Source organism: Rhizobium sp. YAF28 (assembly GCF_052113285.1).
Lineage (GTDB): Bacteria > Pseudomonadota > Alphaproteobacteria > Rhizobiales > Rhizobiaceae > Rhizobium.
In genome coordinates, this window is record NZ_JBFRCX010000002.1 from 109,416 (window position 1) to 126,095 (window position 16,680).

Consider the following 16,680-nt stretch of genomic DNA (forward strand, 5'->3'; position numbering starts at 1 on the left):
TCTCTCGGACAACCCGTTCACCTGTTCGCTGCCCCTGCGGCAATAGTCAGCACAAGCTCATCTACCTCGCGCGCAAGACGCTCGGGGGGCAGGCCGACGAAGCGGCCTTCGAGACTGATGCTGACGACGCCGTGAACGGCGCCGAACAGGGTGCGGGCGCGGATGGCCCTGTCTTCGGCCGGCATATCGGGTTGCAGTTCGGCAAGCGGGTCGGCGATCACGTCCATCAGGAAGAGATGCTCGTCGAGATGCCATTGCGGCGTCGGGCTGGTTTCAGGCGGAAGGTGGTCGAACAGCGCCTTCCAGAGATTTCGGTTTTCGACCGCGAAACTTAAATATCCCTGCGCCAGCTTACGCAGCCGGTCTGTCGGCGTCCTGTCCCTGGTTTCGGGTAGTGTCAGCCTTGCCTCGAGCGCCTTTAGCGTTGTGGAGTTCACGTGGATGACGAGTTCGGAGAGATCGGCGAAGACCGTATAGAGCCCACCGAGCGCACACCCGGCATCCTGCGTGATGTCGCGCGCCCTGAGATTGGTGAGCCCTTCCTGGGCAATCCGATTTCGCGCCGCATCGATCAGCCGTGCCTTCAGATCCTCGCGTTTTTCTTCTCTTTTGCCGGCCATTAACTATCTCGCTTCGATTTTGTGAACGGTGTTCAAAATTATTCTTGAACACCGTTCACGATTCTGCCATAACCCAACTCTTGAACAACGTTCATAAACCGGAGGAAGGAAATGTTCAAACTGATTTCGACTTTGCTGCGGGGCAGGGCTCACGATGCCGAACAGGCCCTCGCGGACCGCAATGCCGTGCCTCTGCTCGCCCAGCAGATTCGCGATGCCGCACAATCGATCCAGTCGGCCCGTCGCAGTGTGGCGATCGCCATTGCCCAAAACGAGCAGGAGCGGATCCAGCACGCAACGATCATCTCCCGGATCGACGATCTCGAAACCCGCGCCTCCGCTGCACTTGCCAAGGGTAATGAAGGACTGGCCCGGCAGGCCGCCGAAGCGATCGCCTATCTTGAAGCCGAGCGCGATCAATCCGAAAAGGCCCAGGCCCAGTTCACCACTGCAATCGACAAACTGAAGGGAATTGTCCGCGTCTCAGAAACGCGGCTGCAGGAACTCCAGCGTGGCGAGCGCCTGGCCCGCGCCACCGAAGAGGCGCAGAAGCTCGATGTCACCGTGGCCGGTCCAGGTCTTGCGACGCTTGACGATGCGGAGGAGACCCTTGCGCGCCTTCGCATCCGCCAGAACCAGAATGAGATGACGGCCTCGGCCCTGAAGGCGATGGAGACATCAACTGCTCCCGCCGGCATCATCGAGAAGCTTGCCAATGCCGGATGCGGCGCGCCGCTGCGCTCCTCCGCCGATGACGTGCTCGCTCGCCTGCGCAGCCGCATCAACCCCGCCGCTTAAACTTCACATCATCAAACCTGAGGGAATCACGACAATGAACGATAGTTTCCAGAAACATTCCGCCAGCTGGGTCAGCTTCTCCTACATCTCTTTCGGTGCAGCAGCCTTCATGCTGGCTCTCGGCCTCTATATGATGCCGCTCGATCTCTGGGGCAAAGGCTATCTGGCGATGGGCATTCTGATGCTGGTCCAGACGACGGTGAATATCACCAAGACACTGCGCGACAATGCCGAATCCGAAAAGCTGATCCGCAAGGTCGAAGACGCTCGCACGGAGAAGCTGCTCGTCAAGTTCAATCGTAACGGTGAAGATTGATCTTCTTTAACTACACCATAGAGTTGTTATCGCGCTCAACTTTTGCGTAACAACTCTATGGCCTTGTCTGTGGATCGCACAAGGAGCCAGCCCATGCAACGCAGCCTGATGACTTCGAGGAAATTCGCGCCGTTGTTCTGGACGCAATTCCTGACCGCCTTCAATGACAACTTTCTCAAGAACACCCTTGTGTTCCTGATCCTGTTCCAGATGTCGGCCAATGAAGGCGCGGCACTCGTCACGCTCGCCGGCGTCATCCTCATCATACCGTTTCTGCTGCTTTCGGCCATCGGCGGCGAACTCGCCGACAAGCACGACAAGGCACGGATCGCCGAACTTCTGAAACGATGCGAGATCGCGGTCGCCGCTCTTGCCGTCGTCGGTCTTGCATTCTCGTCCATCTGGATACTGATGGCGGCGCTGTTTGGCTTTGGCGTCGTCTCTGCGCTTTTCGGACCGATCAAATATGGCATCCTGCCCGACCATCTGGAGCGCCGCGACCTGCCGAAGGCCAATGCCTGGATCGAAGGCGGCACCTTCATTGCTATCCTTGCCGGCACGATCGTTGCCGCGTTCGCCTTTTCCGGCGGCGACAATGTCCTCGTCTTCGGCACGATGATGATAGGGCTTTCGGTGATCTGCTGGCTTGTCAGCCGGATGATCCCGGCAACCGGCTCCAAGGCTCCCGATCTCAAGATCGACACCAACGTCATCCGCTCCAGCTACAATCTCGTCATGGAAATCCGCAGCGACAAGCGCCTCTGGCGTTCGGCGCTGATGAATTGCTGGTTCTGGCTGGTTGGCGCCTTCGTCCTGTCCATCCTGCCGACCATGGTCACCGAGTTGCTTGGTGGTTCGGAAATCGTCGTGCCGGCCTATCTGACGGTCTTTGCCGTCGCCGTCGCGATCGGTTCGGCAATCGCTGCCTGGATGTCGTCGGGTCGCATCGTGTTGTTGCCGGCGCCGATCGGCACGGCCCTACTTGCCATCTTCAGCCTCGATCTCGCCTGGAACCTTTGGGGTCTGCAATCGACCAGCCATGCGACGACCATCCTCACCTTCTTCGCGGGCCAGAACACCATTCGCGTCGCAATCGATCTCGCCGGGATGGCGATCTCAGGCGCCTTCATTGCCGTACCGACATTCGCTGCATTGCAGACCTGGGCGCATGAAGACCACCGCGCCCGCGTTATCGGCGCTGCCAATGTCCTGTCGGCTCTCTTCATCACGGTCGGCCTCGGTGTCGTTGCCGCCGTCCAGGCCCTGGGCGCCTCCATTCCTGAGATCCTGATCGGCCTCGGCATCATCAATTTCGCCGTTGCCTGGCTGATGCTGAAGACGCTGCCGACCAATCCCTTCCGCGATTTCGTATCGATCCTCTTCCGCGCCTTCATGCGGCTGGAGGTCGAAGGGCTCGAAAATATCAAGAAGGCAGGTCGCGCACCGATCATCGCGCTCAATCACGTCAGCCTGCTCGATGGCGCGCTGGCACTCGCCATCACCGAGGAGGAACCGGTCTTTGCGGTCGACTACAAGATCGCCCAGGCGTGGTGGGTCAGACCTTTCCTGAAGATGTGCAAATTCCTGCCGCTCGATCCGACCAAGCCGATGGCGACGCGTTCGCTGATCAAGGTGGTACAGGACGGCAGCCCGATCGGCATCTTTCCCGAGGGACGCCTGACGGTGACCGGCACGCTGATGAAGGTCTATGACGGTGCCGCCATGGTCGCGGACAAGACGGGATCGATGGTCGTGCCTGTGCGGATCGACGGCCTGGAGAAGAGCTATCTCTCCTATCTTGATAACGGCAAGATCCGCCGCCGGCTGTTTCCCAAGGTCAAGGTCACCATTCTCGAACCGGTGAAGCTGGAAGTCCCGCCTGAACTCAAGGGTCGCAGGCGCCGCACGGCGGCGGGCGCTGCCCTCTATCAGGTCATGTCGAACCTGATGTTCAGGACCGCCGATACGTCCTCGACCGTCCTTGATCGCATCATTGAGGCAAGCCACGAATTCGGCATGAGCAAGCTCGCCGTCGAGGATCCGGTCACCGGCAAGCTCACCTACGGCAAGCTGCTGACGGGTGCTGCCGTGCTCGGCGCGAAGTTCCGCACCCTATTCCCGGAACGCAATCTCGGCGTCATGTTGCCGAACGCCAATGGTGCCGCGGCCACCCTTCTCGGTGTAATGACGGCAGGCAAGGTGCCGGCCATGCTGAATTTCACCGCCGGTGCGGCCAATATCCTGTCCGCGTGTAAGGCGGCGGAGGTGAAGCATGTCCTCACATCCCGCGCCTTCGTAACGCAGGCCAAGCTCGGCCCTGTCATCGAGGAGATGGAAAAGCAGGTGAAGATCGTCTGGCTTGATGATCTGCGTGCCGAAATTGGTCTGGTCAGCAAGATCAGAGGCTATCTGCACAAGGCAAGGCCGCTGGTGAAACGCCAGCCGGATGATCCGGCCGTCATCCTTTTCACCTCTGGTTCGGAGGGCACGCCCAAGGGCGTGGTGCTGACCCATCGCAACATCCTGTCGAACGCCGCCCAGGCCGCCGCTCGCATCGATTTTCATAGCGGCGACAAGGTGTTCAACATCCTGCCCGTCTTCCATTCCTTCGGCCTGACGGCCGGCACTGTTCTGCCGCTGATCTCGGGCGTGCCGGTCTATTTCTATCCTTCGCCGCTGCATTATCGCATCGTGCCGGAACTGATCTATGTCTCGAACGCCACGATCATCTTCGGCACCGACACCTTCCTCAACGGCTACAGCCGGACAGCGCACCCTTATGATTTCCGCTCTATCCGCTATATTTTCTCCGGCGCCGAGCCGGTGAAGGCCTCGACCCGCACCACCTATATGGAGAAATTCGGCCTGCGCATTCTCGAAGGTTACGGCGTCACCGAGACCGCGCCGGTCATTTCGATCAACACGCCGATGTACAACAAGTCGGGCACGGTCGGCAAAATCCTGCCGGGCATGGAATGGAAGCTCGAACCGGTCCCTGGCATCGATGAGGGCGGCCGGCTCGTCGTTCGCGGCGCCAATGTCATGGCTGGTTATCTGCGCGCCGAAAATCCCGGTGTGCTCGAACCGCTCGTCGATGGCTGGCACGATACTGGCGACATCGTCACCATTGATGAGGACGGTTTCGTCAAGATCCGTGGCCGCGCCAAGCGCTTTGCAAAGATCGGCGGCGAGATGATATCGCTTGCTGCCGTCGAGACCCTTGCTGCGGAATTATGGCCGGGCGCACTTTCGGTCGTCTCCTCGATCCCGGACGCAAAGAAGGGCGAGCGGCTGGTTCTTTTGACCGATGCGCCGACTGCCACCCGCGCCGAGTTCCTCGCTTTCGCCAAATCGAAGGGTGCCATGGATATGATGGTGCCGGCCGAGGTTAACATCGGCGCGGTGCCGGTGCTCGGATCGGGCAAGGTGGATTTTGTGACGGCGCGCAAAATGGCCGAAACCGCGGCGCAGCCGGAGCAGGCGGCATAAAGCCAGTCTTCGCCGGTTGAACGGCCCAGCGATGATCTCTGAAAATGAAACAGGCGGCTTATGGCCGCCTGTATCTGTATCTCTGACAGACCGCGTTACTTCTGTTCCGGCGCCAGGAGTTCTGCGCAATAGGAAGGGCCGTTCACGCCCGGAATATCGTTCACGGTACGGATGTCGCGGATCGTGTAGTCGGAATTGGTGGTGATTTCGGCCTGGCAGCGCAGGTAGAGCGTGCGGGCGCTCGCAATCTGCTTGCCGCGCTTGCCATCGGCGCCTTCGGCATATTTCGCGGGAACGCGCACCGTCTTGTATCCGCCCTTCCAGCTGTAGATCGTCGACGAGCCTTCGTCGCGGTCGCTGAGCGGCGGGCCGTAGGCGGCAAAGAACTTGCCGGCCGACTGGCCGACCCAGCGTGCTTCGATCGGATCGCCGGGAGTGGGTATCGTGGTGCATCCGGCAAGCGCAATCGCAAGCGCGGCGGCCCCGGTCATGGTGCGGAATTTCATCGTGTCGTCCCTGATATCTAGCCAGTGGCTGCGAAGCCGCCTTCACGGCGGTTTCGCCTGTCCCGCCAAGCCCTTTAGCGCGTAACCCGGCAAAAGAAAATTGCCTGTTCGGCGCTTGTGAACAATTTGCCGGAGGTGTGGCTTTTTGCTGCATGGCCGGCCGGAAGGTGCTGTCATTAGCCTGTCAAAAATTCAGACGACTTTTTGAATTTTGGCGCTTGCGCAACATGATAGGCCGGTCTATAGAGGCGCCGCTGGTCACGGAGTGTAGCGCAGTCTGGTAGCGCACCACGTTCGGGACGTGGGGGTCGAGTGTTCGAATCACTCCACTCCGACCAGCCGAAAAGCCCGCTTCTGCGGGCTTTTTTCTTTTCCGGCTTTGCTGCATGAAAATTCGCGGCAACGATTGCGGCAATGAATGGTCACTTCTTCTTCCTGCGCGGCCAGTGGTGAATGCTGCACCGATATTTGCTTGATGATCGGGATGCTGATGGCCGTAGGTTTTCTCGAGCGTCTAAGGGTCATGCCTAAGTAGCCGGAAGCTTCCCACTTATCGGCCGCGGCTTGCATTAGCCAGATGGCCGCCGTGTGTCGCAGCGTATGCCTGACAATGCCTTTCGCATCATCGCCCAGTCCGCCCTCGAAGCTGCCGGCATTGTCTTCATCGACTTGAACGGCAACGGCCCCGGCGTTCGACTTCGCCACCCGGCTTGACCGCTCCATCTTCAATAGCTGCAGGACAGCGCGTTGGTCGGCCTGAAGCCCTGGCTACATGCGGGATTCACGGAAGTCCTGGGCTGATACTGGAAATCGGCACGATTTGAAGTTTGGTGCGTCGTGCACGCTGAGGCTAGAGTGGTCAGCCAGATCAACGCAACGCCTATTATCAGTGTCCGAAATCTGCTCATCATGGTCACCTTCCCGTGGCAAAGCGCCTGAACGCAAAATGTCGCTCCCTTAGACGGATGCGAGAGCCATCACGAACACTTGACCGCTCCATTTCGCTTCAATAACTTCTAACACCGGGTCACCAACTCGCACATCACCACACTGAGGAGACATGGGAAAATATGCTTTCGGCGTTCGCGCCGGCGGCAAAAGCCTCAACGTGTTTTGATGAGAGATTTTAGATGACTACTGAGCCACGCCTCTTTGGTCGCAAGGAAGCCGCTGAGTATTACGATATCGCCCAAGGTACTTTTTCGCTCTGGGTTGCCATCCACAGGATGCTCTGGCGGGAATAGGCAACCCGAACGCCACCCCTTTGCCGGCACGGATCTGCCCCGCGTATCAAGAAATGACGATCGCTTGCGCGATAGTCGACGCAACTTTGGTGTGTATTTAGAAAATTCTAACTTGCTAATGCGTGTTGGGTGCGCATAATCCCCTTGGGGAGGAACGGGGATGATCAGCAGCGCTGAAATAATCGAAATGTATTCGGACTATTATACTGACGGCGAAGTCGCTGAGAAACGCGCAATCGCCGCGAAGCAGTCCGTTGGACACATCAAGCAAGTTGCAGCAGATCAGAGCTTCCAATCAATCATCGATATCGGCGCAGGCGAGGGCGCGGTTCTTTCGGAACTTGCGGACAATGGCTTTGCCAATCGTTTCGCGGCAGTGGAGCTATCTCGATCAGGTATAGAGGCCATACGGGCACGCCAGATCGAAGCTCTGGCAGCAGTCGACCAATTCGACGGCTATTCAATCCCACATCCAGACAAGACATTCGACTTGGGTCTGGCAATCCACGTTCTCGAACATGTCGAGCATGAACGGATGTTTCTGCGGGAGGCCAAACGTGTCAGTCGAAACCTCTATGTCGAGGTGCCGCTTGAACTTACCAACGATCTTTCGAAGTCTATCCGAGAATCCGGCCCCTACGGCCATATCAACTTTTATACGCCAGGCTCCTTCGAGAACTTGCTGAAGACGTGTGGCCTTAAGGTCGAGCGTCTAATGGTTTTTGCCCACGACATTCAATACGAACAGTACTTGGCTGGACGGGCAAAGGGATGGCTAAAGTACCAAATTCGCCAAAAACTCCTGAGAATCGCTCCGAAGTTTGCCACGAGGAATATGGTCTATATGGCGGGAGCACTTTGCAAAGCTGATTGATAGAGCGGGTCGAAGCCCGCCGCCTCAATCGTCCTTCCGGCGCGATCCCAATAGCCGACGGTCTGAACGGCCAAGTTCAGATTGCTGGTGGCCCAGCTAACGACACGGCTGTTCATGTCGGTCACCACCGATCCGCGGTAGCCCCAGCTGTCCGCGGCCGGCTTTACGCCATTGTCCAAAATCGCCCAACCTAAGGGTCACCGGCATCAGGATCAGCAAGGCCGACCTCACTGGCGCCGGTATTCACCGTAGCCCGACAGGCTCTGTTTCCTCCTCCGCCCACCGATTTGAAATAGCCAAAACGTTAAATTTTAGATGTTGCTAACGAACAAATTGGCGCTAAGCTGGTTTCCTTCGGAGGAGGAAGCGTCAATGAAGAAGATGAACAATCGACAAGTTCGAATCCCCGGCCCGAAAGATCAGGATATCACGGAGCATTGCCGAAAATTCGGGATAGGCCCGGCCGAGGAGAAGAAGCTGAAGAAGCTCCTGGGCCATCGGGCGCCACTCCACGAGATCCAGGCGAACGCTTCCACGCCTCAGCCGAAGTGGCGTTAGAGCGAAAGCTTTTTCACCTGAGCTATGAATGTGATTGTTGGCGTCAGCCCGCTCTGACACGGCCAAGAGATTTCCCAGATGCTCGAAATAAAAAGCCCCGCCGGTGGCTTTCGGCGGGGTAGATGGGGAAAGCTCTCCGAAAGGTGGCAGGAGAGCTTGGGCATTTCAGCAAGACTGGAAGAATGAGGCGAGGGCACTTTTGCCGGATTCGGTACAGTTCGCTTAAAAACCCATAATTTTTAGTGGGAAAATTTGCGATTTCGGCCTGGCGCCGTTTTTTGGCAAGGGCAGGCACGCCGTCGTAACGGCGCGCCTGCCTTTCTGATGTCGTCAGCCGACTGCCAGCAGCTTGTCCTGCGTCTTCGTGTCGAAGTCGCTGGCGTCATGGCGTTCGTGGAGCTGGCTGGAGAGCTCGCCGCTGACGCGGTTGACCATGCGGCCGCGCTTGACGGCCGGGCGTTCGCCGATCAGGTCAGCCCAGCGCTTCATGTTCTTGTATTCCTGCACCTGCAGGAATTCGGCGGAATCACCATACATCCAGCCCTTCACGAGGCCGCCATACCAGGGCCAGATCGCCATGTCGGCGATAGTGAACTCGTCGCCAGCAATATATTCGCGCTCCGCAAGTTGCCGGTCGAGCACGTCGAGCTGGCGCTTGGTTTCCATGGCGAAACGGTTGATCGCATATTCGATCTTGGTCGGCGCATAGGCGTAGAAATGGCCGAAGCCGCCGCCGAGATAGGGCGCGCTGCCGACCTGCCAGAACAGCCAGGAGAAGCATTCGGCGCGCTTGGCCGGGTCGGTCGGCAGGAAGGCGCCGAATTTTTCCGCGAGATAGGTGAGGATCGCGCCGGATTCGAAGATGCGCACCGGCTTTTCGCCGCTGCGGTCCATTAGCGCCGGGATCTTGGAGTTTGGGTTGACCTCGACGAACCCGCTGCCGAACTGGTCGCCATCGCCGATCCTGATCAGCCAGGCATCATATTCCGCGCCGCTATGGCCAAGCGCCAGCAACTCCTCCAGCATGATCGTCACTTTCACGCCATTTGGTGTTCCAAGTGAATAAAGCTGCAGCGGGTGACGGCCGATCGGCAACTCTTTTTCACGGGTCGGCCCGGCAATCGGGCGGTTGATGCTGGCGAATTGGCCGCCGCTTTCCTTGTCCCAGGTCCAGATCTTGGGGGGCGTGTACTCGGACGAACTGGTCATATGAGCTCCTGACAGAATAACTTCGTGCTTTGCGTGAAAGGCCCAACCCTTAACCTCAATTGGGACCCATGAACATATTGGTAGCAATGAAGTTATTGTCATCGGGGCGGCGGCTTTTTAATTGTTGCCGCTCAAAGCATGTCGCGCAAAAGTGTGCAGCGGTTTTGCGGTAACGACATGCGAAAACAAAAGTCTAAAGCGTGACAAGCGCATCTGAAAGATCGCGGCACGCTTTAGATCGCGTTAGAAGCTGAGCTTGCTTTTTTGCTGTCCCTCGGCATCGAAGTTTTCGGGCGCCAGCCATGCCTCATAGCCGGCCTTCAGCTTCGGCCAATCGCCGTCCGTCATGGCAAACCAGGCGGTATCGCGGTTGCGGCCCTTCTGCACCATGTGCTGACGGAAAATGCCTTCGAAGGCGAAGCCGAAGCGTTGTGCCGCGCGCTTGGACGGTTCGTTGAGATTGTTGCACTTCCATTCGAAGCGTCGGTAGCCGAGCGTGTCGAAGACATAATCGGCGCAGAGATAGAGCGCTTCGGTCGCCACGCGCTTGCGGGCGATATCAGGTCCCCAGAGGATGTTGCCGATCTCGATCACGCCATTGGCGGTATCGATGCGCATCAGTCCCTGCCGGCCCTCGGCGCGTCCCGTTGCCTTGTCGATGACGGCAAAGAACAAAGGGTCTTCGCTTGCGACGGACCTTTCCAGCCAGGGCGTGAAGGCTGCCATATCAGCCGGTGCTGCTTCGAAGAGATAGCGGAAGCGGTCCTCCGCGCCCGGTTGCTGCGCCGAGCGGAGCAGATCGGCGCCGTGCTTTGCGGCGTCCAGCGGTTCCAGACGGGTGTAGCGGCCTTCAATCGGGGCGCGGGCGGGGCGGGCAACACCCTTCCAGTCGGCAAGATCTTTTGTCATATCCGTCATTCCATTGAGCTTATGCATTGAACTCCGACTGCTCTTGCCTTGCAAATGGACTGGAGTAAAAGTCCAGTTTTGAACTTTCTGGCAGACCAGTTGACGCATGACATCGGCACCCACATGGCTGAGCCTCGATCGAAACGGCGGTGACCTGACCGGACAGATCTATCGAAGCCTGCGCGATCGTATCCTGCTCGGCCAGCTTCCGGCCGGCCATAAGCTGCCATCGACCCGTGCCTTTGCGGCTTCGCTCGGTGTTGCACGCTCCACGGCGGTAGAGGCCTATGATCGCCTGAGATCCGAAGGTTATATCGAGGCGTCTGCCGGTGCTGCGACCCGGGTTGCCGCGCTTGAACGCATGCGACCCGAGCACCAAAGGGACGACCGCGCTCCTGTTGAGGAAAAAAGATCGGACCAGCCTTCCTATCGTGGCCTGTTCCGGCCCGGTGTGCCCGATGTATCGGATTTCCCGCATGCCGCCTGGAGCCGTCATCTCGCCGCACGCAGCCGCTCGCTGCGCATCCATCATCTCGGCTATGAGAACCCGACTGGTATCCGCGAGCTGCGCGAAGCCATTCTTGGGCATATTTCTGCGACGCGCGGCGTGGTCGCCGAGCCGGAGCAGGTCATGATCATGCCCTCCACACGCGCGGCGATCGACATGCTGGCGAGAACCATGCTGAGAAGGAGCGGGCGCCAGACTGCATGGATGGAGGATCCTGGCTACGCTGCCGCGCGCTTGCTGCTCGGCGATGCCGGCGCCGACATCGTGCCCGTTCCCTGCGATGAGCAGGGCATCGACGTATCGAAGGCGGAAGGGCCGCAGCCGGCGCTGATCTATGTGACGCCATCCCATCAATATCCGACCGGCGCCACGCTCAGCCTGCCGCGCCGGCTGGCGCTGCTGGAAGCGGCGCGCCGTCACGAGAGCCTTATCGTCGAGGATGATTACGACAGCGATTTTCAATATGGCTCGCGGCCGATCGCCGCCTTGCAGGGCATCGACAGGGCGGAGGTCGTGGCCTATGTCGGGACCTTCTCGAAGGTACTGGCACCCGGCCTGCGTGTCGCCTATGCCATCGTGCCGCGCTGGCTGGTATCAGAGGCTTCGGAGGCGCTGCATCGCAGGGGCGTCGCCGTCTCCACCCATATTCAGGCAGCACTTGCCGATTTCATTAACGAGGGCCGTCTGCGCGCCTATTTGAGGCGCATGAACCAGCAATATGCCGAGCGCATGGCCCGGACGATCGGAATGCTGGAGAGCCATTTTGGCGGAAGGCTTGTCATTTCGGGCGGCAATGGCGGACTGCAGCTCGCGACCTGGTTTCGCGATGAGACGGTGGATGACCGGGCGGTCGTCGCGAAGGTGAATGCATCTGGCTATGGTCTGATGCCGATGTCGGGTTTCTTTATCGGCAAATCTGCCCCCGGCGTTCTCTTCGGTATCTCGCAAGCGGAAGCGGCTGCCGTTCAAAGACTGGCGGCCGATCTGAAGTTGATGCTTGGTTAGAAACAACTGCGCCCGGACCTGGTCCGGGCGCAGCGCTCGCGTGGATGCCCTTCAAGCGGCGGCGAAGGGCACGGCCACGAAGGTCTTGTTGCCGCCGCGTTCGATCAGGAGCAGCACCGACTTGCGGCCGGACTTGCCGGCATCGGCGACGGCGGTCTTGACGTCGCGGGCATCATGCACCGGCTTGTCGTTGACCGAGACGATCACGTCGCCGGGCTGGATGCCGGCCGCTGCGGCCGACTTGTCCGGGTTGACGTTGGCAACGACTGCGCCGGCAACGCTGTGAGGCAGATTAAGCTGCTGGCGGACATCGGGCGTCAGGTCGGCAAGGCCGATGCCGAGGCTCGGCTGGCCGGCAGCCTGGCCCTGGTCGTCGCTGCTTTCGACGGCAGCCTGCTTCTGGGTGTCTTCATTGCCGCCGACGGTGACGTTGAGATCCACCGTCTTGCCGTCACGCCAAACGGCGAGCGTTTCCTTCGCACCCGGCGACAGGTCGGCAACCAGGCGCGACAGGTCCTTCGGCGTCTTGACATTTTCGCTGCCGACGGCGGTTACGATGTCACCCGTCTTGATGCCGGCATGGGCAGCAGGCGTTCCGTTGGTAACGGCGGCAACCAGTGCGCCTTCAGCCTTGGAGAGGCCGACAGCATCGGCGACATCCTGCGTGACCGGCTGGATCTGCACGCCGAGATAGCCGTGATCGATCGAACCGTCCTTCTGCAGCTTGGTAACGATCGTCTTTGCTTCAGACGAAGGAATGGCGAAGCCGACGCCGACACTGCCGCCGTTCGGCGAGTAGATGGCGGTATTGATGCCGACGACATTACCGTCACGATCGACCAGCGGGCCGCCGGAATTGCCGTGGTTGATCGGTGCATCGATCTGGATGAAGTCGTCATAGGGGCCGCTGTGCAGGTCACGGCCGCGGGCCGAGACGATGCCGGCCGTCACCGTCGTGCCGATGCCGAACGGGTTGCCGATGGCAAGGATCTGGTCGCCGAGCTTCAGCTTGTCGGAATCGCCCCAGGCGACCGTTGCAAGCGGATGCGGAGCCTGAACCTTCAGAACCGCGAGGTCGGACTTGGCATCGGCGCCAAGCAGCTTGGCCGGCAGTTCGGTGCCGTCATCGAGTGTGACCTTGATGTCGATGGCATTGTCGATGACGTGGTTGTTGGTGACGATCACGCCGTCGGGGCTGATGACGAAGCCGGAGCCGAGCGCCATGGCATGCTGCTGCGGTTGCTGCTGCTGTGGTGCCTGGTGCGGTAGAGGAATACCCTGCTGTTCGAAGAACTGGCGGAACTGCTCGTCCATCGGTGAACTGTCGGCGCTGGCGTCGGTCGCCTTCATCGTGGTGGTGATGGTTACCACGGCCGGCTTGTCGGCATCGACGATGGAAGCAAACGAGCCGTTGGAGGCAAGAATGCCGCCAGTCTCGGCCGGTGCAGCAAGAGCCGCCGAGGAAGAGGAGATGGCGAAGGGCAGGGAGGCCGCGCCGAGAACGATGGCCGCTCCGACAAGTGCTGCGGCCCGATGCTTGCGAAGAATGTTTGACATGGTGGAAGTCCCTTGCGAGAGCGTTGGCATTGAATGGCGTCTTGGTTCCGTGCCATGGACCTTGGCGTCGATAAGTATTGGCGTCAGTTTTTGCCGTATATTACCTGGATTTCGCCTGTATGATGTGGCGAATACTATGTTCAGGAAGAACTGGCGCTTGATACCTATATGACCCGTTCCCCGGGATTTACAAATTAAACATTGATCATGTTTGTATTACAGTATCGTAAGACATTACTATAATTTAATCTTGGATGACCAAGCATTGCCGCAATTCTCCCGGCGTCTGCTGTTGCCCGCGCCGCGGGGCGCCAGAATAGTAAAATATATCCCACTTTCCCGTGATCCGCCGGCGTGCCAGCGCGTATTAAATCGAACCATTCGCAACGGTTGTTCATGTTTTTTCGCGGTTTGGTTGAGGCGGAACGTTAAAATGTTAGTAGACTCTAAATTAATTTTTCTTCAGAAAGAGAAAACTGCGAATCGGCGAAGGGCCGGGCTCGCGGCGGCATGCGGGAAGCGATGAGGGATTCAGTGAAGCCGGGGCGGGAAAAGAAGCGCGGTTCCCATGTAAAGCTGAGTGATGTTGCAAAGAGGGTAGGGGTCAGTCCGATCACAATCTCGCGTGCGCTTCGCAATCCCGAAATCGTCTCTGAAGAGCTGCGAGAGGTCATCCTGCGCACAGTCGACGAGATGGGCTACATCCCCAATCTTGCCGCCCGCGCTCTTGCCGGCCGCCACAGCGGCATCGTCGGCGTCATCACGCCGTCGCTTCATCATCCCTGCTTCACCGGTGTGATGATGGGCATCGAGGAGCGGTTGCGCGCTACGGATCTGCGGGTGCAATATGCCAACACGCTCAACGACGTCGATCAGGAGATCAACCAGTTTAAATCCTTCCTGGCGCAGAAGCCGGCCGGGATCATCCTCGTCAACGCGGAATATTACGACGGCCTTGCGACGCTGATGGATGCGGCCGCCTTTCCGGTCGCCCACGTTGCCGATCTCAGCCAGCCGCCGGAAACGCTGCTTGTCGGCATGTCGCATCATGTCGCCGCCGCCGCCGCCACCCGGTTCCTTCTGTCGAAAGGGTACAAGCGGATTGGTTTCATTGGCGGGCTCAGCGATATCCGCTCGCGCCGCAGTCGTGCGGGATATGAGGAGGCCATGCGCCAGGCCGGTCTCGACAATCCTTCGCTGACACACGGCGAAGACGGTTCCACCAGCATTGGTCTCGGACGGCACCTGTTCAGCGAGCTGCTGGAGCGGGTGCCGGATCTCGATGCGATCCTTGCGCAAAATGATGATCTCGCCCTCGGCGCGCTGATCGAATGCAATGAACGCGGTATCAGCGTGCCCGATGATTTCGGTATCTGCGGCTTCAACGATCTGGAATTCGCGCAGTTCACCTCGCCATCTCTGACGACGGTGCATGTTCCGCGTTATGATCTTGGCCGCCGGGTTGCCGATATGCTGCTACGCGCCATCCGCGAAGAGCCGGCGGAGGAGCACAGGGTCGATCTCGGCTTTTCGATCATCGAGCGCGGGTCGACGCGCTCGATGCTGAAGCAATAAAAAGGGGCCGACCGGCCCCTTTTTTCTTAGATATCGCTGGCGGCGCTCGACCAGAGCTCGGCCGCTTCCGATGCCGTCATGCGGCGCACCTCCGCTTCGTGGCTACGCTTGGCGAACAACTCGCTTGCCATGATCTGCTCGGCAAGGTCGGCCGGAAGCGACAGGATCACGCGGGCATCATTGCCATGCAAGCCGCTGACATCGGCGCGCTTGCCGGTCACCATGCCGCCGGCGATGGTGTTGTTGGTCTCGGGGTCAATCAGGATGAAGGAGCCGGTGGCGCGGTTCTGCTCGTAGGGATCGAAGATTGCCGCTTCGTCGAAAACGAGACGCACCTTGCCGATGGCGTTCATGTAAAGCCGCTGGGCGGAATTCCATGTGCCGGTCTTGAGCTCCAGCTGGCTGACGGGCTCGACCTGAACACGCTGGCGGCGCGAGCCGCTCTTCAGCCAGTAGCGCTTGCCGGCCTCGATGCCCTCAGGCTGCAGCGCAACGACCTGTGCATCGAAGGAAAGGCCGGTCTGCGGCTGCGAGTCGATCGAAACGATCATGTCGCCGCGTGCGACGTCCACCTGACGGTCGAGAACGAGCGTGATCGCATCACCGGCAACTGCCGCATTACGCACCAGATCGAAGGTGACGATCTTTGTGACATTTGCAACCATGCCCGAGGGCAGGATCATGACGCTGTCGCCTGGCTTCACATTGCCGCCGGCAACCGTGCCCTGATAGCCGCGGAAGCTTTCGCCCGGACGCGAAACACGCTGAACCGAAAGGCGGAAACCGGTCGTCTGGCCGGAGCGCACGGTTGCATGTTCCAGCGTTTCGACCAGCGTCGGGCCGCTATACCAGGGCATTGCTGCCTGGCCGGAATAGACGACGTTTTCGCCCTTCAGCGCCGACATCGGGATCGCGGTGATCTGCTTGACGCCGAGCGAAAGTGCGAATTCCTTGAACTCGTGGGTGATCTTGTCGAAGCCGGCGCGGTCGTAATTCGTCAGGTCGATCTTGTTGACGGCAAGCACGAACTGTTTGATGCCGAGCAGCGATGCGATCGTCGCGTGGCGGCGCGTCTGCTCGAGAATGCCGGCGCGGGCATCGACCAGCAGCACGGCGAGATCGGCCGTGGATGCGCCAGTCGCCATGTTGCGGGTATACTGCTCGTGGCCGGGCGTGTCGGCAACGATGAAGGAGCGCTTGTCGGTCGAGAAATAGCGATAGGCGACATCGATCGTGATGCCCTGTTCACGCTCGGCCTGCAGCCCATCGAGCAGCAGCGCGAAATCGGGCAGGCCGAGATCGTTCTGCTTGCCGGTAGAATCGCGGCGAAGCGTTGCCGCCTGGTCTTCCTTCACTGCCTTGGTGTCCCAGAGCAGGCGGCCGATCAGGGTTGACTTGCCATCATCGACGCTGCCGCAGGTGATGAGGCGCAACGGGCGCGAGTCGCGCACGGCCTTCAGGGGCTCGGCGGCGGGCACGGCGACGGCGTTTGCGGGAACTGCTGCAGTCATC

The 16,680-nt window shown here is 59.6% G+C and carries 14 protein-coding genes and 1 tRNA gene; 8 read left to right on the top strand and 7 right to left on the bottom strand.

Features of this window, described 5'->3' with window-relative positions; translation table 11 throughout:
- Positions 1-17: 17 nt before the first annotated feature.
- Entirely contained in the window at positions 18-620 is a 603-nt protein-coding gene (locus AB4Z13_RS04790) for a TetR/AcrR family transcriptional regulator (RefSeq protein ID WP_439014288.1), read from the bottom strand.
- 111 nt (positions 621-731) lie between these two features.
- Between AB4Z13_RS04790 and AB4Z13_RS04795 the strand changes: the two genes are divergently transcribed.
- The 3 genes from AB4Z13_RS04795 (at position 732) to AB4Z13_RS04805 (ending at position 5,223) form a co-directional block, all read left to right on the top strand.
- The gene (locus tag AB4Z13_RS04795) at positions 732-1,418 is read left to right on the top strand and encodes a PspA/IM30 family protein (RefSeq protein ID WP_439014289.1); all 687 of its coding nucleotides are present in this window, start codon (positions 732-734) and stop codon (positions 1,416-1,418) included.
- Between the two features lie 34 nt (positions 1,419-1,452).
- A complete protein-coding gene (locus AB4Z13_RS04800) occupies positions 1,453-1,734 on the top strand; it encodes a YiaA/YiaB family inner membrane protein (RefSeq protein WP_008529123.1) in 282 nt (93 codons plus the stop codon).
- Between the two features lie 93 nt (positions 1,735-1,827).
- The gene (locus tag AB4Z13_RS04805; protein ID WP_439014290.1) at positions 1,828-5,223 is read left to right on the top strand and encodes an acyl-[ACP]--phospholipid O-acyltransferase; all 3,396 of its coding nucleotides are present in this window, start codon (positions 1,828-1,830) and stop codon (positions 5,221-5,223) included.
- Between the two features lie 95 nt (positions 5,224-5,318).
- Here the strand turns inward: AB4Z13_RS04805 and AB4Z13_RS04810 are convergent, their stop codons facing one another.
- Positions 5,319-5,729: a hypothetical protein gene (locus AB4Z13_RS04810; protein ID WP_439014291.1), complete on the bottom strand. Its 411-nt coding sequence runs from the start codon at positions 5,727-5,729 to the stop codon at positions 5,319-5,321.
- A 261-nt stretch (positions 5,730-5,990) separates the two neighbouring features.
- Between AB4Z13_RS04810 and AB4Z13_RS04815 the strand changes: the two genes are divergently transcribed.
- A tRNA-Pro gene (locus AB4Z13_RS04815) sits at positions 5,991-6,067 on the top strand.
- Here the strand turns inward: AB4Z13_RS04815 and AB4Z13_RS04820 are convergent.
- On the bottom strand, positions 6,051-6,434 hold the full coding sequence (locus tag AB4Z13_RS04820; protein WP_439014292.1) for a hypothetical protein: 384 nt from the start codon (positions 6,432-6,434) through the stop codon (positions 6,051-6,053). The two genes, AB4Z13_RS04815 and AB4Z13_RS04820, sit on opposite strands and share 17 nt — an antisense overlap.
- A gap of 699 nt (positions 6,435-7,133) precedes the next feature.
- On the opposite strand from AB4Z13_RS04820, the gene AB4Z13_RS04825 reads away from it, so the two are divergent.
- Entirely contained in the window at positions 7,134-7,847 is a 714-nt protein-coding gene (locus AB4Z13_RS04825) for a class I SAM-dependent methyltransferase (RefSeq protein ID WP_113323122.1), read from the top strand.
- Between the two features lie 372 nt (positions 7,848-8,219).
- Positions 8,220-8,405 (top strand): hypothetical protein, encoded by a 186-nt coding sequence (locus AB4Z13_RS04830; RefSeq protein WP_310378195.1) that lies wholly within the window; start codon positions 8,220-8,222, stop codon positions 8,403-8,405.
- Positions 8,406-8,735: 330 nt separating this feature from the next.
- Here AB4Z13_RS04830 and yghU read toward each other — a convergent pair whose 3' ends face one another.
- Positions 8,736-9,614 (bottom strand): glutathione-dependent disulfide-bond oxidoreductase, encoded by an 879-nt coding sequence (gene yghU / locus AB4Z13_RS04835; protein WP_439014293.1) that lies wholly within the window; start codon positions 9,612-9,614, stop codon positions 8,736-8,738.
- A gap of 243 nt (positions 9,615-9,857) precedes the next feature.
- Positions 9,858-10,523, bottom strand: coding sequence for a GNAT family N-acetyltransferase (locus tag AB4Z13_RS04840; RefSeq protein WP_113323131.1), 666 nt, complete (start codon positions 10,521-10,523; stop codon positions 9,858-9,860).
- A gap of 106 nt (positions 10,524-10,629) precedes the next feature.
- Between AB4Z13_RS04840 and pdxR the strand changes: the two genes are divergently transcribed.
- Positions 10,630-12,036, top strand: coding sequence for a MocR-like pyridoxine biosynthesis transcription factor PdxR (gene pdxR / locus AB4Z13_RS04845; protein ID WP_439014294.1), 1,407 nt, complete (start codon positions 10,630-10,632; stop codon positions 12,034-12,036).
- Between the two features lie 51 nt (positions 12,037-12,087).
- Here the strand turns inward: pdxR and AB4Z13_RS04850 are convergent, their stop codons facing one another.
- Positions 12,088-13,593: a DegQ family serine endoprotease gene (locus AB4Z13_RS04850; protein ID WP_442205929.1), complete on the bottom strand. Its 1,506-nt coding sequence runs from the start codon at positions 13,591-13,593 to the stop codon at positions 12,088-12,090.
- Between the two features lie 522 nt (positions 13,594-14,115).
- On the opposite strand from AB4Z13_RS04850, the gene AB4Z13_RS04855 reads away from it, so the two are divergent.
- Complete coding sequence (locus AB4Z13_RS04855; protein ID WP_439014296.1) at positions 14,116-15,168, top strand: LacI family DNA-binding transcriptional regulator; 1,053 nt, start codon at positions 14,116-14,118, stop codon at positions 15,166-15,168.
- Positions 15,169-15,194: 26 nt separating this feature from the next.
- Here AB4Z13_RS04855 and cysN read toward each other — a convergent pair whose 3' ends face one another.
- Positions 15,195-16,679: a sulfate adenylyltransferase subunit CysN gene (gene cysN, locus AB4Z13_RS04860; RefSeq protein ID WP_439014297.1), complete on the bottom strand. Its 1,485-nt coding sequence runs from the start codon at positions 16,677-16,679 to the stop codon at positions 15,195-15,197.
- Position 16,680 lies beyond the last annotated feature (1 nt).